The following is a 17,120-nucleotide window of genomic DNA, read 5'->3' on the forward strand; positions in this document are numbered from 1 at the left end:
CCGGGGTCCCACAGGAATCTGGAGGAATCTATCGATTAGCCGCAAGGCGGGGATTACCGTAGAGGAGTGACTGATCGCCCCGATATCTACACCGTTGGTGAACTGCGTGCGGCAGGATACGTCCACAAGGACCTGAGGCACGAAATCCGCGACAACCTCCTCGCCGCCCTTGCTGCCGGACGTGACCCCTGGCCGGGCCTGTACGGCTTCAGCCGGACGGTGATTCCGCAGCTCGAGCGGGCCCTGCTCGCCGGCCATGACGTTGTCCTGCTGGGTGAGCGCGGGCAAGGCAAGACCCGCCTGCTCCGCACCCTGGCCGGACTGCTGGACGAGTGGTCGCCGGTGATCGAGGATTCGGAGCTGAACGAGCATCCCTTTGACCCGATCACCGAACAGTCCCGTGCCCGGGCACTGACGGAGGGGGACCGGCTGCGGGTGGCCTGGCGGCACCGTTCGGAGCGCTACGTGGAGAAGCTCGCCACCCCGGACACGTCGGTCGCTGACCTGATTGGTGACGTGGATCCGATGCGGGTGGCCGAGGGACGCCGCCTGGGGGACCCGGAAACCATCCACTACGGGCTGATCCCACGCTCCAACCGCGGCATCATCGCCATCAACGAGCTCCCGGACCTGGCTGAACGCATCCAGGTGGCCATGCTCAACGTCATGGAGGAACGGGACATCCAGATCCGCGGCTACGTGCTGCGGCTCCCGCTCGACGTGCTGGTGGTGGCATCAGCAAACCCGGAGGACTACACCAACCGCGGGCGCATCATCACCCCGCTGAAGGACCGCTTCGGAGCGGAGATCCGGACCCACTACCCCATCGAACTGGAAGACGAAGTAGCGGTCATCCGGCAGGAGGGCCGGCTCGTTGCGGACGTCCCGCCGTTCATCCTGGAGATCCTGGCCCGGTATACCCGGGCGCTGCGGGAGTCGCCCGCCATCAACCAGACGTCCGGCGTTTCGGCCCGGTTCGCCATCGCCGGGGCGGAGACGGTGGCCGCGGCGGCACTGCGGCGGGCCAGCCTGCGGGGGGAGGAACAGGCGGTGGCCCGCATCATCGACCTGGAGCCCGCAGTGGAGGTGCTGACGGGCAAGATCGAGTTCGAATCCGGCGAGGAAGGGCGGGAGCAGGGTGTCCTTGACCACCTCCTTCGCACCGCCACTGCGGAAGCTGTCCGCGCGCATTTCCAGGGTCTGGACATGGGTCCACTCGTGGCCGCCCTGGATGGGCACCGGACCGTCACCACGGGTGAACAGGTCACGGCGCAGGAGTTCCTGGGCAACCTCCCGTCGCTGAACGGCTCGGGCCTTTACGACGAAATCGGGCGGCGCCTGGGTGCGGCGAACGACGGACAGCTCGCCGCCGCCGTCGAACTGGCCCTTGAAGGGCTGTACCTGGGCCGCCGGATCTCCAAGGAATCCGACGACGAGGAAACTATCTACGGTTAGGCTCAGGAGGCACCATGGCCATCCACAAGCGGTCCGCCAAGTACGGCCGGTATACCGGCGGCCCGGACCCGCTCGCCCCGCCGGTCGACCTGGCCGAGGCGCTTGACGCCGTCGCCGAAGACGTCATGGCCGGCTACTCGCCCCGCCACGCCCTGCAGGAATTCCTGCGGCGCGGCGGCCGGAACCGGGACGGCCTGGATGACCTTGCCCGGCGCGTCCAGCAGCGGCGCCGCGACCTGCTCAGCCGGCACCGGCTGGACGGCACCCTGGACGAAGTAAAGAAGCTCCTGGACACCGCGGTGCTGGAGGAGCGCAAGCAACTGGCGCGGGACGCCATGATGGACAACACCGACCGTGCCTTCCGGGAGATGCAGCTGCAGAACCTCCCACCCTCCACGGCTGCGGCGGTCAATGAGCTGGCGTCCTACGATTGGCAATCCAGCGCAGCACGTGAGGCCTACGAACACATCAAGGACCTGCTGGGCCGGGAAGTCCTTGAGCAGCGCTTCGCCGGCATGAAGCAGGCGCTGGAGAGCGCCACCGACGAGGACCGGCAGGCAGTGAATGACATGCTCCGGGACCTGAACGAACTACTGGGCAAGCACCGGCGCGGGGAGGACACCGAGGCCGACTTCCAGGACTTCATGGCCAAACACGGCCAGTTCTTTCCGGAGAACCCGGAGTCGGTGGAGGAGCTGGTGGACGCCCTCGCCCAGCGCGCCGCCGCCGCCCAGCGGCTCCTGCAGTCGATGTCCCCGGAGCAGCGCGGCGAGCTGATGCGGCTCTCCGCCCAGGCCTTCGGCTCGCCCGAACTGATGGCCCAGCTCAGCGAACTCGACGCCACCCTCCAGGCACTCCGCCCGGGGGAGGACTGGACAGGCTCGGAACGGTTCGAAGGGCAGGAAGGCCTGGGACTGGGGGACGGCACCGGGGTGCTGCAGGACATCGCCGAACTCGACGAACTGTCCGAACAGCTCTCCCAGTCCTACAACGGCTCCCGCCTTGATGACCTGGACCTGGACGCGCTCACCCGCCAGCTTGGCGAAAACGCGGCCGTGAGTGCGCGTACCCTCGCGGAGATCGAGCGCGCCATGCAGGACGGCGGCTACCTGCGGCGTGACGCCGACGGCGACCTCAGGCTGTCTCCGCAGGCCATGCGGCGGCTTGGGAAGTCCCTGCTCCGTGATGCTGCCAGGCAGTTGTCCGGCCGGCAGGGAAGCAGGGACACCAGGATGGCCGGGGCCGCAGGAGAACAGACGGGCTCGAGCCGGCAGTGGGAATTCGGGGACGCCGAGCCGTGGGACGTCACCCGCACCATGACCAACGCCATCCGGCGCACCATGGCCGACGGCGGTGACCCGGCCCGGGGACTGCGCCTCGCCGTTGGCGACATCGAAGTGTCGGAAACGGAGGCCCGCACGCAGGCCGCCGTGGCCCTGCTGGTGGACGTGTCCTTCTCCATGGCTGCAGAAGGGCGATGGGTTCCCATGAAGCGGACCGCGCTCGCACTGCACCACCTGGTGTCCACCCGCTTCCGCGGTGACCGGCTGGAGCTGATCACCTTCGGCCGCTATGCGCAGGCCATGGACATCGGAGAACTCACGGCGTTGCCCGCCCTCCGCGAACAGGGGACCAACCTGCATCACGGCCTGCTGCTGGCCGGCCGCTTCTTCCGCCGGCACCCGTCCATGCAGCCCGTCCTGCTGGTGGTCACGGACGGCGAACCCACGGCGCACCTCCTGCCCGACGGGGACTCCTGGTTCAACTGGCCGCCGGACGCGGAGACCATCCGCGCCACGGTTGCCGAACTGGACCGCCTTGGCCGCGCCGGCGTCCAGGCCACCTTTTTCCGCCTGGGCAACGACCCCGGCCTGGAGCGGTTCATCCAGCGGTTGGCCCAGCGCGTGGACGGCCGGGTTGTGGCGCCCGAAGTGGGCGGCCTTGGAGCTGCCGTGGTGGGGGAGTACCTGCGCGCCCACGTCCGCAGCGCCTACGCCGACGGCGACTGGGATGTTTAGCTTTTGGCGTCCAGTCCGGCCTGGGAGATGAGCTCGGTCAGCCAGGGCCGGTGTTCGCGGTGGAACGTCAGGCCCTCCGGCAAGCCCTGCACCGCAGGTTCGCCGTCTTTGATGTCGATGGTGATCCGGCCTCCGGCCAGGGGAGCGTTGGTGATGTGTAGGTTCCCGTAGGACTGGGGCAGCGCCGGATCCATCCAAAAGCCACCACGGGAGACGTGGGCGTCGTACCGCATCAGGCAGGTGATCAGCATGATCGGCGCGGTGGCCGCCCAGGCCTGAGGGGAGCAGGCCGTGGGGTATGGCACCGGCTCGGCTACCTGCTCGCGGCTGAAGCCACAGAACAACTCCGGCAGCCGGCCGCCGGAAAAATCCGCGGCTTCGAGCAGGGCGGTGGCGATTCTCTGCGCCTCCTCGACGAATCCGTACCGCATCAGTCCGGCCGCAATAATGGCGTTGTCATGCGGCCAGACTGAACCGTTGTGGTAGCTGGCCGGGTTGTAGGCCCCCATATTTGAGGCCAGGGTCCGGACACCCCAGCCACTGAACATCTCCGGCGACATCAGCCGTTCAGCCACCAGCGGCACCTTGTCATCGTCAACGATGCCGTGCCACAGGCACTGCCCCATATTCGAGGCGCAGGCGTCAACCGGCCGCTTGCGGCCGTCCAGGGCAACGGCGAAGTAGCCACGTTCCGGCAGCCAGAATTCCTCATTAAACCTTTTCTTAAACTGCGCCGCCTCGGCGGTGAGCCGGGCAGCCAACGTTGCGTCCCCGGCGTCGTAGGCCATCCATGCCCGCGACAGCAGCGCTGAGTAGACCAGAGCCTGCACCTCGCAAAGCGCGATGGGCGGCTCGGCAATGGTTCCGTCCGCGAAATTGATCCCGTCCCAGGAGTCCTTCCACCCCTGGTTGATAAGGCCCTGGTCGTTGAGGCGCTGGTACTCAACGAACCCGTCGCCGTCCTTGTCGCCGTAGGTCCTGACCCAGTCCAGGGCCCGGTCGGCGTTGGGCAGGAGGGCGGCTATGGCGTCCTTTCCGAACCCCCAGCGGCTGACCGATGCCAGGGTCATCACAAACTGCGGGGTGGCGTCCACGCTGCCGTAGTAGATGGATTTGCCGCCAAGCGCCAGCCCGGAGGACACGCCCAACCGGACTTCGTGCAGGATCTTCCCGGGTTCCTCCTCGCTCATCGGGTCCACCACCTTGCCCTGCCGGTCCGCCAGCGTCTGCAGGGTGCCCAAGGCCAGGGACGGGTCCACGGGCAGGGCCATCTCCGAAGCCCACAGCGAGTCACGCCCGAACAGGGTCATGAACCATGGGGCGCCGGCCGCCACCACTATCCGTTCCGGATGCTCAGGGTCCTCGATCCGGAGCGCGCCGAGGTCGTCATAGCTGCGCCGCAGCGTGCGTTCAATGGACCGGTTCGCCATCTGCAGCCTGGGGATTTTGGCAACCCATTCCTGGTGCCTCCGGTCACTCGGTGACACCCCGTGCCCGGCGGGGCGCGTAACGTTGTGCTGCCCTGCCGGTGCCACGCTCAACCGCGTGCTCCACTGGCCGTATCCGGGAACCACGGCGCGGTATGTGATTGCGCCGGCGGAGGCGACGGCGCCGCGTCCCCTGACCAGGACAGCTTTCCGCAGGTCCTGCCAGGCCGCGCTGATAATCAGGGAATCGCCGTCGGCTCCGCGGCTGACGTCCCACCGCCGCTGGACCCTCGCCTCCTTCACCTCGAACAGATCGGCGAAGTCCGAATCGACGCCGACGGAGATGCTGCATTCAACGGGGTTGCCGGAATAGTTGCGGATCGTAATCTCCTCAACCACTCCGGCCGCCACTTCCCGCAGCCGCTCCACGATCAAGGGGCTGTCCGCATACCCGTCGGCACGGGGAACGCGGCCGATGAACAGTGCCCGGTAGGGTTCCTTCGTCTCCGCCGTCAACGGCTCAAGGGGCTGGCCGTTCACCGTCATGCTCCACCCCGACAGGATGCGGGTGTCCTCATGGAAGACGCCGTGGGGCAGGTCCGGGTGGATATCACCATTGGCTGCGGAGATACAAAAACATGAGCCCTCGACCAGGGTCACGGTCCCTGCCCCCACAGGCCCTGCCGCTGTGTCTGCATTCCATCCAGCCATGTCCGCTCCTTAGACGGCTACGACGGTTCCGGCGCAATAGACGCTACGCCTGCGGCAGGGCTGATGAAAGGGCCGGACCCTTGTACCTCCGCCCTGGCGGGCATAGCATTGCCGCCAAATCAACGCCGATCAGTCCAAGGAGCCGGCCATGGGCGCCACACCTGCCGAACCGTCCCAGGCACCCCTGATGGTGGACCTGATCATTTCGCTGGACGGTTACGCCTCCGCAGAGGGGTGGCCCGGGTGGTGGGGACTGGAGGGGCCCGAATACCTTGCCTGGCTGGACCAGGAATCGGCGAACAACTACACCTTCCTCCTGGGCGCGAATACGTACCGGCTGATGTACGGCATGTCTGCGCAGGCCGCGGCGAACCGGTCCGGTTTTTCCGAGGAGGAGGGCGCCAGCCTCACGGGGCTGTCCGCAGTACCGAAAATCGTGTTCTCTTCCTCGCTGCAGTCTCCCCTGGACTGGCCGAACTCGACCCTGGCAACCGGGGACGCGGTTGATGCGGTCCGCGAGCTGAAGCGCAGGGGAACGGGACCCCTGAGTACCTTGGGCAGCATCAGCCTGGCACGGTCGTTGCTGGTGGCGGGCCTCGTGGACCGGTTCCGGCTGGTGGTCTTCCCCGTCATTACCGGCGCCACCGGGCGGGAGCGGATCTTCGACGGATATCCCGACGTCCGGCTGGACATGGTGCAGAGCAGGACGTTCGACGGCAGGCTCCAGCTGCTGGAGTACGTTCCCACGGTACTCACCGGCCCGCCCGGCACCGGGCAACCGTGACCGGCGCCCTTGGCACCCCGACGTCCGGCTGAACCGTACGCAGCATGTCCGGTTCGAGCAGGCAGGCCGGGGCCTCCCGGGACTGGGAATCCCTGCCCAGTCCTTCCAGGCGCCACGGCGGAGATCGCGGCTACTGCCCGGGTGGCCATTTCCGTGTGAGGATCGAGGTATGCCCCAGCGCCTCATGCTGCTCGACACTGCCTCCTTGTACTTCCGCGCCTTCTACGGCCTGCCGGACACCATCCGCCGCCCGGACGGCACTCCGGTCAATGCCGTCCGCGGTCTGCTGGACATGATTGCCCGGCTCAGTACCGACTACGCGGCCACCCACCTGGTGGCCTGCTGGGACGATGACTGGCGGCCGCAGTGGCGGGTGGACCTGATCCCCACCTACAAAGCCCACCGGGTGGCGCAGGCGGTCCCCGGCGGCACCGACGTCGAAGTGGTGCCTGAGGGCCTGGAAGCGCAGCTGCCTATGATCCGCCGCGTGCTGGAGCTGGCCGGCATCGCCATTGTGGGAAGAGCGGAACATGAGGCCGACGACGTCGTGGGCACCTACGCCAGCCAGGCAGGCCTTCCCGTGGACGTCGTTACGGGCGACCGGGATCTGTTCCAGGTCTGCGACGACGACCGGAAGGTCCGGGTGATCTACACAGCCCGCGGCATGAAGAACCTCGAAGTCATCACCGAAGAAACCGTCGTGGCCAAGTACAAGGTCCTCCCGCAGCAGTACGCCGATTACGCCACGCTGCGCGGCGACGCCTCCGACGGCTTGCCCGGCGTGGCCGGGATCGGCGAGAAGACGGCGGCATCCCTGCTGCTCAAGTACGGCACCCTGGAACGGCTGCTGGCTGCTGCGGAAGACGACGACGGCGGCGTGTCCGGTCCCGTCCGGGCCAAACTCTCCGCCGCTGCCGCGTACCTCGAAGCAGCTCCCGCCGTCGTCCGCCTGGTGCGCGACCTCGAGCTGCCCACCCTTGAGCAGGCGGGCGCCCTGCTGCAGCCGGTGACGGGTGACCGGCGCGCCGAACTTGAGCGGCTGGCCATCGACTGGAACCTCGGCGGCTCCGTCCGCCGGCTGCTCGCCGCGCTGGACCAGCGGGCGCAGCCGGCATAACGGCCCGGAACCGATGACGCCGGATGTACGGCCGTGACCTTTCGTTGCGGTACGCGTCTGCGTGTTTCGGGCGGCTTGAGCGGCCCGGCCGGCTGGTGGTTTGGTGAGGTAACGATCCAGACGAGAGGGCCACTCCATGACAGTCACTTCAGATCTCGCTCCCCGCCGGCTTCGGGATATCTTCGGAACATTCGCCAGCGGCCTGACCGTGGTCACCGGTTCCACCCCCGGAGGGCCCGTGGGTTTCACCTGCCAGTCCTTTGCCTCCCTGTCGCTGGAACCGGCGCTCGTGACCTTCAGCCCGGCACGCACATCGAGCACGTGGCCGGTGCTGCGGAGGGCCGGTTCCTTCACCGTCAACATCCTCCCCGCGGAACACCAGCACCTCGCCGGACAGTTTGCCCGCCCGGGAACGGACAGGTTCGCGGGAGTCGCCCACACCCCCTCGCCGCTGGGGAATCCGGTCCTGGAGAACGCGCTCGCCTGGATCGACTGCGACCTCCATGCAGAGTACGACGGCGGTGACCACACCATTGTGGTGGCTGCCGTGCGGCACCTCCACGCGCGGGGCGACGCCGAGCCCCTGCTGTTCTTCAAGGGCCGGTACGCCGGACTCGCGCCGGCCGGGCACCTGCTCGAAGCGGCAGGCTGACTGCCGCCCCGCCTCCGCAGCCCTCCCCACTCTTGCTTCCGGCCCATGTGGTAGTAAGCTTACTGAGCATTACTAGTAAGCTTGCTGATTAAATGGGATGGGAGCAGGAGCCATGGGCGCAATATTCGGTACGGCCCTGTCACTGGCGCTGACCTTGGGCGGTGCTGCGGTGGCGGCGGCAGGTGGCCCCGGAGCGGCCCAGCACTACCTGGCCGGCCACGTCCTCCTCGGAATTGGCATTGGCCTGTTGATCGCCACCGCCCTCCGAACCGCAGCCCGCGTCCTCATGGCGCGGCCGGCCTCTCCGGTGCGCGTGGCTGCGGTGCCGGCGCCCACAGTTGATACCGCCACTGTGACGGTCCTGCCCGTGCGTTCCGCGTCCACCCTTCCGATGCGGGGCAGGCATGCGGCCTGAGCCGGAGAAACCGGCGGGACCCGCTCCGGCGGAGGCGTCCACTCCCGCACCCCGCCGCCGGGTCCGCGCCCTGATCATCCTGTGCTGCGCCGTGGTCGCATGCCTCGTCGCCGGCGCGGCAGCCGTCCGCCCGGGCGGCACGGACGACGACGTACTGCGAGGTTTCCAGATCCGCGTGCTGAGCATCAGCCAAGCTGCCTCCGAGAACAGGATGGACGGGGCGCTGGCCGCCCTGCAGGCACTCGAAAAGGACCTTGGCGAAGCAGCGGCAGCAGGCCGTGTTTCGGCTGCCCGCTACCGCGGCATCGAGGACGCGCTGTCGGCCGTCCGGGCGGATATCGCCACGCAGGTGGCAGCTGCGGCCGCCACGGCATCGCCGCCCGCGGAGCCGGCTGCCGGCGCCCCGGCACCTGCCCTGGCAGACACCACCGGGACCGGGCCCAGCCCGGTGGCCCCGGTTGTTGAGGCCGTCGCCCCGGCCCCTGCCCCCGCCCCGGACGCGCACGGTTCACAACGATCGGACACCGCAAAGGAAGCCAAAGGCAAGGGCCGGAGCCAAGGCAAACCCTGACCCAGGCGGAGGAGCACTTCCCCGTCAGGGCAGAATGGACGGGTGATCCCTCCTGACGGCAACCCCGCTGCCGGTGCCTTCGACCTTGCTGCCATCGGTGCCGGTCTGGCCTTCCAAGGCTCCCTGCCCGCACTGCAGCAGGCAATGAAAAGCGGCGCCGCCGTTGTCCAGGCTCCGCCGGGCACCGGCAAAACCACGCTCGTTCCGCCGCTGCTCGCCAATCTGTATGGCCGGTCCGGCCGCGTCATCGTCACCCAGCCCCGAAGGGTTGCCGCCCGGGCCGCCGCCCGCCGCCTCTCCGCCCTGGACGGCAGTGGCCTTGGCGGCCGCGTGGGCTACACGGTCCGCGGGGAACGCCAGGCGGGCCCGGCCACCCGGGTTGAGTTTGTCACCCCGGGCATCCTGTTGCGCCGGCTGCTGGCAGATCCCGCGCTTGACGGGACGGCCGCCGTCGTCCTGGACGAAGTGCACGAGCGCGGCCTGGAAACGGACCTCCTTGTCGGCATGGTCGCGGAGGTCCGTGCCCTGCGCGGTGACCTCGCCGTCGTCGCCATGTCCGCAACGCTGGACGCAACCCGCTTCGCGGCGCTGCTGGCCGATTCCGACGGCGGCGGCCCGGCACCCGTGGTCGGCTGCGCTTCAGTGAATTATCCACTGGAAGTGCAGTGGCTCCCGGCACCGGCGCCGCGGCTGGACGCCAGGGGAGTGGCGCCTGCCTTCCTGGACCACGTTGCAGCGGCAGCGGCGGACGCCCATGCCCGTGCACTCACCGCGGACAACGCCGTGGATGCCCTCGTGTTCCTTCCGGGCGCCAGGGAAGTCTCGCACGTGGCCGCGGCGCTCCGCGGCCGGCTGGGCCGCAGCGTAGAAGTGCTGGAACTTCACGGCCAGGTGGCGGCATCGGAGCAGGACCGGGCCGTGTCCGGGCGGAACCCCGGAGATCCCCCGCGGATCATAGCCTCCACCGATCTTGCCGAGTCCTCCCTGACGGTGCCCGGCGTCCGGCTGGTGGTCGACTCCGGCCTGACCCGGGAACCGCGGCGCGACTCAGGCCGCGGCATGAGCGGGCTGGTCACGGTCTCCTGCTCCCGGGCGTCGGCAGACCAACGCGCCGGCCGCGCCGCACGGCAGGGTCCGGGGCAGGTGGTCCGCTGCTACACCCAGCAGGCCTACGGTGCGGCTCCGGCCCACGTCACCCCGGAAATCAACGTGGCAGACCTGACCGGCGCCGCCCTCACCCTGGCATGCTGGGGAGCGCCCGGCGGGAAGGGCCTCGCGCTCCCGGACGCGCCGCCCCGCCTGGCCATGGACGACGCCGTCGAGGTACTCCGCGAACTGGGCGCGGTATCGGACGACGGGCAGGTGACGGCCGCGGGCAGGGCCCTCGCTGCCATCCCCGCCGATCCCCGGCTGGCCCGGGCACTGCTCGACGGCGGCGCCTCCACCGGCCGCCGGCTCGCCGCCGAAGTGGTGGCCGCGGTCTCCGGAGACCACCGCGCACCTGGCGGCGACCTGCCCAGGCTGCTGGCGCAGCTCCGCGCGGACAAAGGCCCGGCGGGGAAGCGCTGGGCGGAGGAGTCCAAGCGGCTGGCTGCCATGGCGCAGCGGAAAGGCGAGGTCGCCCTGCCGGATTCCCCCGGCGCCGCGGGAGGCTCCGACGCCGTGGGCGCCGTCGTCGCCCTCGCGTTTCCCGACCGCATAGCCCGCCGCGTGCCGGGCAGCGAGGCGGCAGGACAGTACCTGCTGACATCCGGCACCCGGGCAGGCCTGCCCGCGGGCAGCACGTTGTCAGGCCACGAGTGGCTGGCCGTGGCCGAAGTGTCCCGGGCCTCGGGCCGGGACGCGGGGGGCACCGGCGCCGTGATCCGGGCCGCCGCACCCCTGGCCGCCGCCATGGCCGAAACGGCGGCGTCGCACCTGCTGGCAGACACGGTGGAAGCGGACTTCAGCGGAGGCCGGCTGAGCGCGCGCAGGACACGACGGCTGGGTGCCATCATGCTCTCGGCCACGCCGGTACGCCCCAGCGCCGAACAGGGACGGAGGGCCGTGGCGGTCGCATTGCAGTCCCAGGGGCTGGCGGCCCTGCCCTGGTCGACGGCGGCGGCTTCCTTCCGGCGCAGGCTCGCGTTCCTGCACCGCCAGCTGGGAGGGCCCTGGCCGGATGTGTCGGACACCGCGCTGCTGGAGCGGCTGGAAGAGTGGCTGGGGCCCGAACTGGAGGACCTTGCGGCCGGGAAACCGTTGACCTCCCTGGACCTGGCGGACCCCCTGCGCCGCCTCCTGCCCTGGCCGGAAGCGGCCCGGCTAAGTGAGCTGGCCCCCGAAAGCCTTGAGGTCCCCAGCGGCTCCCGCATCCGGATCGATTATCCGGAACCGGGCGATGATGGTGCGGCGCCCGTCGTCGCTGTAAAACTGCAGGAGTGTTTCGGACTCGCCGAGTCCCCGCGGCTTGTGGACGGGCGCGTACCGGTCCTGTTCCACCTGCTCTCCCCGGCCCGGCGGCCCCTCGCCGTAACGGATGACCTGACCTCTTTCTGGTCCGGCCCGTACACCCAGGTCCGGGGCGAAATGCGCGGCCGCTACCCCAAACACCCCTGGCCCGAGGACCCCTGGTCGGCCCCCGCCACCGCACGCACCAAGCAACGCCGGTAGCCTTGCCCCGGGCGCCCCTGTACCCGGACCGACATGTGCGGGGAGGGCCGCCTCCTCAGCTGTGCGCTGCGATGAACGCGGCCACAGGGGCTGCTAGGGATGCGCCCACTTCCCCGGCCGGCCGCTTCTTTCCCGCCACCGCGAAGGAGTGGTCCCCGCCCTCCGCCCACTGGAGCACGGCGTTGGGCCCGATCCGGGAGACCACATCTTCAAGGATCCCCGGTGTGGCAAACGTGTCCCGGGTTCCCTGCAGGAACAGCATCGGGGCGCCCAGCCCGTACAGGTGTCCATCCCGGAGCTTCTCCGGCTTCCCGGGAGCGTGCAGGGGATAGCCCAAGTAGACCAGCCCCGCCACGTCCATGCCTTCGGCTGCAGCCATGGACGCCATCCTCCCCCCGAACGACTTGCCCGCCGCCCACACGGGGCCGCGGTCACCGTGGGCGTCTGCCTGCGCCCGCGCGGCGGCCATGGCGGCCCGCCAGGCGGCGATGGCCATGGGAGGACGGTCAGGGAACTTCCGCCCCGCCTCGCGGTAGGGGAAATTGAAGCGCAGGGTGGCCAGGCCCAGGCTGTTCAGGGCATCGGTGAAGCCGTGAAGGAAAGGGTGCTCCATGCCGGCGCCGGCGCCGTGTGCCACCACCACGGTGGCGGTGGCCTCTGCAGGGCGGGCGTAAACGGCGGAAAACGAGGCGTCCCCCACGGCGACGGTGAGCTGCTCATCGGATGCTGGCATGGGTCCATCATGCCGGAGGGTGGCGGATGTACCCATCCCTGCCGGTAGCGGGGTGTACGTTGTCCCCATGGCGAGTGAACAGACCACCATTACTGTCCCAGGTCCCAACGGCGAGCGCGAGATGCGGATTTCCAGCCCCAGCCGGGTCCTCTGGCCGGACCTGGGCCTCACCAAGCTGGACCTGGTGAACTACATCTGCGATGTGGGGGAGGCGTTCATCGCCGCCAACGGGGACCGGCCCGTGGCGCTGCAGCGGTTCTCCGGCACCATCGACGGCGAACAGTTCTTCTCCAAGAATCCGCCCAAGGGCACGCCGGAGTTCATCCGCTCTGTCAAAGTGGTCTACCCCAGCGCGAGGTCCCACCCCCAGCTGGTCTTCGACGAGCCTGCCGCAGCTGTGTGGGCCGTCCAGATGAACACGGTGGTGTTCCACCCCTGGCCTTCGCGCGCCGAAAACACTGACAACCCGGACCAGCTGAGGATCGACCTCGACCCGCAGCCCGGCACCGACTTCGACGACGCCGTCCCGGCCGCCCAGGTGCTGAAGGAGGTCCTTGCCGAGGCCGGGCTCACCTGCTTCATCAAGACCTCCGGGAACCGGGGCCTGCACGTTTACGCCCCGATCGAACCCACCCGCGAGTTCCTGGACGTCCGCCACGCCGTCATTGCCGCCGCCCGGGAAGTGGAACGGCGCATCCCGGACAAGGTGACCACGGCCTGGTGGAAGGAAGAACGCGGCCAGCGGGTGTTCCTGGACTTCAACCAGGCCAACCGCGACCGCACCATCGCCGGAGCCTACAGCCCGCGTGCCCTCCCGCACGCCCCCGTGTCCTGCCCGCTGGGCTGGGATGAACTGGAAACCGCGGATCCGAAGAACTTCACCATCCTTACCGTGCCGGAGCGGCTGAAGACGGTGGGTGACCCGTGGGCGGACTTCAGTGCCGCGCCCGGCACCATCGACACCCTGCTGCAGTGGTGGGACCGTGACTGCAAGGCCGGCCTGGGAGAACTGCCCTTCCCGCCCGATTACCCCAAGATGCCGGGCGAACCGCCGCGGGTGCAGCCCAGCAGGGCGCGCAAGCAGGACTGACCCACCGCCGCGGCCGGCCGGTGGTCACTCGAAGCGGGACGGATCGCCCATGCCTCGGCGCACAACCTCGGCCACACCGCTGGAGAAGTCGACAACGGTGGTGGGCTCGGCGCCGCAGTCGCCGGCGTCAATCACGGCATCCACCTGGTGGTCCAGGCGTTCCTTGATCTCCCAGCCCACGGTCAGCGGTTCCTCCTCGTCCGGCAGCAGCAGGGTGCTGGACAGCAGCGGCTCGCCCAGTTCGGCGAGCAGCGCCTGGACCACACGGTTGTCCGGGATGCGCACCCCCACCGTCTTCTTCTTGGGGTGGAGCAGCCGCTTGGGAACCTCCTTGGTGGCGGGCAGGATGAACGTGTAGCTGCCGGGGGTGACGGCCTTGATGCTCCGGAAGACGTCGTTGCCGATGTTCACGAACTGTCCCAGCTGCGCGAAATCCCGGCACACCAGCGTGAAGTGGTGCTTGTCATCCAGGTGCCGGATGCTCCTGATCCGGTCCAGTGCCTCCCGGTTTCCCATCTGTGCCCCCAGCGCGTAGCAGGAGTCCGTGGGGTACGCGATCAGGCCGCCGTCGCGGATAATCTTCACTGCCTGCGCGATGGCGCGGGGCTGGGGGTCGTGGGGATGAACGTCAAAGAATCTGGCCATCCCCCGAGCCTACGTTCCCGGGGGCCGCACCGCACCATGTTCCGGCGCCCCCTGGCGTGCGGGGATGGGCGTTGGTGGGAGAATATGCGTCATGGCTAGGGAACGCATCGTCATCGGCCTCAACGGCAGCGACGACGGAGACCTCCTGGTGCACCGGGCCGCCAAGCTCCTTGAGCGGGCCGGCGGGGGCGAGATCCTGGCCATCCATGTCCGGACCCCCTCCGGTGCCGGAAGCGAATCGCCCCACGCACTCGAGTCCCAGCGGCGGCAGGTGGCGGAGCTGGGCGGGAGCTACCACGCGCTGACCGCCGGCGACGTGTCCGCGGCCCTCCTGGACTACGCCCGGGCTTCACGCGCCACGCACATCCTTGTCGGGCAGAGCCGCCGCAGGTTCACCGTCCTCTCCGGTGGAAGCGTGGAAGCCAGGGTTGTGCGCGGGGCAGGGGACATCGACGTCCAGGTGGTGCCCCGGCCCGTGGCGGCCAGGACCCGCAAGCGCCGCACCGGGCTGGGACGGCGCAGAGTCATTGCCGGTTTCGCGCTCGCCGCCGTCCTGCCCGCAGGCCTGCAGCTGCTGCTCGCAGTCTTTGACCACAGCGTTGCCACGGCGGCACTGCTCCAACTGGCCGGCGCGGTGGCCGTAGCCCTGGTTGGCGGCTTGTGGCCGGCGGTTGCCGGTGCGCTGTGGAGCAGCCTGCTGGTGAACTATTTCTCCACCCCGCCGCTGTATGACCTTGCCATCCGTGACCCGCAGGATGTCCTGTCCCTGGCTGTATTCGCCGGCGTGGCCGTAGCGGTGGCAGGGGTGGTGGACCGCTCCGCCCGGCGGTCCAAGGAGGCGTCAACGGCGAGGGCCGAGGCAGCCACGCTGGCCGACCTGGCCCTGGCCGCATCCCGCGAGGAGGACAACCTCAAAGGGCTGCTCGCGGAAGCAGTCAGCGTCTTCGGTGCCGACGGTGCCGCCGTCGTCACCCGGGCACCGTCCGGGGCAGAGGCGGACGGCGTGATGGTGGACGGCGTGATGGTCGACGACGGCGGGTTGGCTGACGGCGGGTTGGGCGACGGTGCATGGCAGGTGATCGCCGCGGCGGGGGATGCGACCGGCTGGCCGGTGATGCCGGGTGGGCCAGGAACCACGGTTGAACCGGTGGACGGGGAAACGTTCCTGGTGCTGGCGGGCCGGACGGTTCCGCCGTCCGGGCGGCGGCTCCTGGCAGCCTTCGCCGTGCACGTCAAAGCGCAGCTCGAACGCCGGCAGCTGGCCGCAACCAGGAATGAGATCCTCCGACTCGCCGAGGGCAATATCATGCGGACCGCGATTCTCCGGGCCGTCTCCCACGACCTTCGGACACCCCTGGCCGGCATCAAGCTGGCCGCCGGGGGACTGCTGCAGAACGGCGTCTCCTACACCCGCGCAGAGCAGCAGGACCTGCTGGAAACCATTGACGCCTGCACCGACCGGCTGGACCTGCTGGTGGGCAACCTCCTGGACATGTCACGCATCACCGCCCAGTCGGTGGAACCATTGCTGGGTCCGGTCCGCTGGACCGAGGTGGTGGATGCGGCCCTGCGCGGGCTGCCGGCAGGGGCGGTGACGGTGGCGCTGCCTGCGAACATGCCGCCCGTGGACGCCGATCCCGGCCTGCTGGAGCGGGTGGTCGCCAACATCCTGGAGAACGCGCTGAAATACGCGGCCGGAAGCCGTGTGGTGGTGGCGGGCGGGCCGGACGGCAGCGTCCTTGACGGCCATCCCTGCGGCGAACTGCAGATCATCGACCACGGCCCCGGGGTCCCTGCCCGCAAGGTGGTGGACATGTTCCGGCCTTTCCAGCGGCTCGACGACCGGTCGCAGTCCAGCGGGATAGGGCTGGGCCTGTCAGTGGCGCAGGGCTTCATGCAGTCCATGCGGGGCACGCTGACAGCTGCCGAAACCCCTGGCGGCGGCCTGACCATGGTGATCCGGCTGCCCCTCTCCACCGGTATCCCGGCCGGTATCCCGGCGGCCGGGTACCCCGGCGGCAGCGAGCCCACCACCGCGGCGGGCCAGGCATGACCGCCAACCACGCCGGCACCAAAACCGGAAACCTGCCCCCGGCAGCGCGGGTACTCGTCATCGACGACGATCCGCACCTCCTCAAGGCCCTTCGGATCACGCTCGCAGCGCACGGCTACGCCGTGGACACGGCCGTGGACGGCGCCTCCGCCCTCGCCGCGGCCTCGCGCCAGGCACCGGATCTGCTGGTCCTTGACCTCGGGTTGCCGGACATGGACGGGACCGAAGTCCTGCGGAACCTCCGCCGCTGGAGCGCGGCGCCGGTGCTGGTCCTGTCCGCCCGCCACGGGTCCCCGGACAAGGTGGGCGCACTGGACGCCGGCGCCGACGACTACATCACCAAACCGTTCGGACTTGATGAACTGCTGGCACGGCTGCGTGCCCTGCTGCGCAGGGTGCCGGAGCCCGAATCCCGCCCCGTGGTCAGCTCTGCCGGGTTCACCGTTGACCTTGTGGCCCGGCAGGTCCTGCGTGCCGGGCAGCCGGTAAGGCTCACCCCCACGGAGTGGAACATCCTCGAAATCCTGGTCCGGAACCCGTCGCGTCTGATCTCGCAGCAGCAGTTGCTGTCCGAGGTCTGGGGGCCGTCCTACCGGAAGGAGGTCAACTACCTCCGCGTCTACATGGCCCAGTTGAGAAGGAAGCTGGAAGAGGACCCCGGCAACCCGCGGCACCTGCTGACCGAAGCCGGGGCAGGCTACCGTTTCGTACCCTGAAACGAGGGGTGAACAGGGGAGTCTTCCCCTACCCGCCCGCCTCCGGATGGGGCAGGATGTTGAGTGGCCGAGTCCCGGCCG

At 69.4% G+C, this 17,120-nt stretch carries 14 protein-coding genes; 11 read left to right on the forward strand and 3 right to left on the reverse strand.

The window, feature by feature from the left end; genetic code table 11:
* The first annotated feature begins 66 nt into the window (after positions 1 to 66).
* Positions 67 to 1,455, forward strand: a complete 1,389-nt coding sequence (locus AB0280_RS02260) for a sigma 54-interacting transcriptional regulator (protein WP_159632099.1) — start codon at positions 67 to 69, stop codon at positions 1,453 to 1,455.
* Positions 1,456 to 1,469: 14 nt separating this feature from the next.
* Positions 1,470 to 3,473, forward strand: a complete 2,004-nt coding sequence (locus AB0280_RS02265; RefSeq protein ID WP_307490076.1) for a vWA domain-containing protein — start codon at positions 1,470 to 1,472, stop codon at positions 3,471 to 3,473.
* On the opposite strand, the gene AB0280_RS02270 is transcribed toward AB0280_RS02265, so the two are convergent.
* Positions 3,470 to 5,611, reverse strand: a complete 2,142-nt coding sequence (locus AB0280_RS02270; protein WP_307490078.1) for a glycogen debranching N-terminal domain-containing protein — start codon at positions 5,609 to 5,611, stop codon at positions 3,470 to 3,472. The two genes, AB0280_RS02265 and AB0280_RS02270, sit on opposite strands and share 4 nt — an antisense overlap.
* A 148-nt stretch (positions 5,612 to 5,759) precedes the next feature.
* On the opposite strand from AB0280_RS02270, the gene AB0280_RS02275 reads away from it, so the two are divergent.
* The 6 genes from AB0280_RS02275 to hrpB all read left to right on the forward strand — a co-directional run bounded on the left by AB0280_RS02275 (position 5,760) and on the right by hrpB (position 11,802).
* Positions 5,760 to 6,395 (forward strand): dihydrofolate reductase family protein, encoded by a 636-nt coding sequence (locus tag AB0280_RS02275; RefSeq protein ID WP_307490080.1) that lies wholly within the window; start codon positions 5,760 to 5,762, stop codon positions 6,393 to 6,395.
* Between the two features lie 169 nt (positions 6,396 to 6,564).
* A complete protein-coding gene (locus AB0280_RS02280; RefSeq protein ID WP_224026014.1) occupies positions 6,565 to 7,512 on the forward strand; it encodes a 5'-3' exonuclease in 948 nt (315 codons plus the stop codon).
* A gap of 136 nt (positions 7,513 to 7,648) precedes the next feature.
* A complete protein-coding gene (locus AB0280_RS02285; protein WP_224026015.1) occupies positions 7,649 to 8,164 on the forward strand; it encodes a flavin reductase family protein in 516 nt (171 codons plus the stop codon).
* Positions 8,165 to 8,276: 112 nt separating this feature from the next.
* A complete protein-coding gene (locus AB0280_RS02290; protein WP_275180050.1) occupies positions 8,277 to 8,579 on the forward strand; it encodes a hypothetical protein in 303 nt (100 codons plus the stop codon).
* A complete protein-coding gene (locus AB0280_RS02295; RefSeq protein WP_366366113.1) occupies positions 8,569 to 9,150 on the forward strand; it encodes a hypothetical protein in 582 nt (193 codons plus the stop codon). The genes AB0280_RS02290 and AB0280_RS02295 overlap by 11 nt, the downstream gene beginning before the upstream one ends.
* Positions 9,151 to 9,192: 42 nt before the next feature.
* Positions 9,193 to 11,802, forward strand: a complete 2,610-nt coding sequence (gene hrpB, locus AB0280_RS02300) for an ATP-dependent helicase HrpB (RefSeq protein WP_307490090.1) — start codon at positions 9,193 to 9,195, stop codon at positions 11,800 to 11,802.
* A gap of 55 nt (positions 11,803 to 11,857) precedes the next feature.
* On the opposite strand, the gene AB0280_RS02305 is transcribed toward hrpB, so the two are convergent.
* Positions 11,858 to 12,535, reverse strand: coding sequence for an alpha/beta family hydrolase (locus AB0280_RS02305; protein WP_275180053.1), 678 nt, complete (start codon positions 12,533 to 12,535; stop codon positions 11,858 to 11,860).
* A gap of 67 nt (positions 12,536 to 12,602) precedes the next feature.
* Here AB0280_RS02305 and ligD point away from each other — a divergent pair, with 67 nt between their 5' ends.
* Positions 12,603 to 13,625: a non-homologous end-joining DNA ligase gene (gene ligD / locus AB0280_RS02310; RefSeq protein ID WP_307490093.1), complete on the forward strand. Its 1,023-nt coding sequence runs from the start codon at positions 12,603 to 12,605 to the stop codon at positions 13,623 to 13,625.
* Positions 13,626 to 13,649: 24 nt separating this feature from the next.
* On the opposite strand, the gene AB0280_RS02315 is transcribed toward ligD, so the two are convergent.
* Positions 13,650 to 14,270, reverse strand: coding sequence for an L-threonylcarbamoyladenylate synthase (locus tag AB0280_RS02315; RefSeq protein ID WP_141160539.1), 621 nt, complete (start codon positions 14,268 to 14,270; stop codon positions 13,650 to 13,652).
* 91 nt (positions 14,271 to 14,361) lie between these two features.
* On the opposite strand from AB0280_RS02315, the gene AB0280_RS02320 reads away from it, so the two are divergent.
* Together AB0280_RS02320 and AB0280_RS02325 are read left to right on the forward strand one after the other, a co-directional pair.
* Entirely contained in the window at positions 14,362 to 16,323 is a 1,962-nt protein-coding gene (locus AB0280_RS02320) for a DUF4118 domain-containing protein (RefSeq protein ID WP_307490095.1), read from the forward strand.
* Entirely contained in the window at positions 16,320 to 17,039 is a 720-nt protein-coding gene (locus AB0280_RS02325; protein WP_159632088.1) for a response regulator, read from the forward strand. The genes AB0280_RS02320 and AB0280_RS02325 overlap by 4 nt, the downstream gene beginning before the upstream one ends.
* Positions 17,040 to 17,120 lie beyond the last annotated feature (81 nt).

Origin of the sequence: Pseudarthrobacter sp. 902506025, assembly GCF_040702325.1 — a bacterium.
GTDB lineage: Bacteria > Actinomycetota > Actinomycetes > Actinomycetales > Micrococcaceae > Arthrobacter.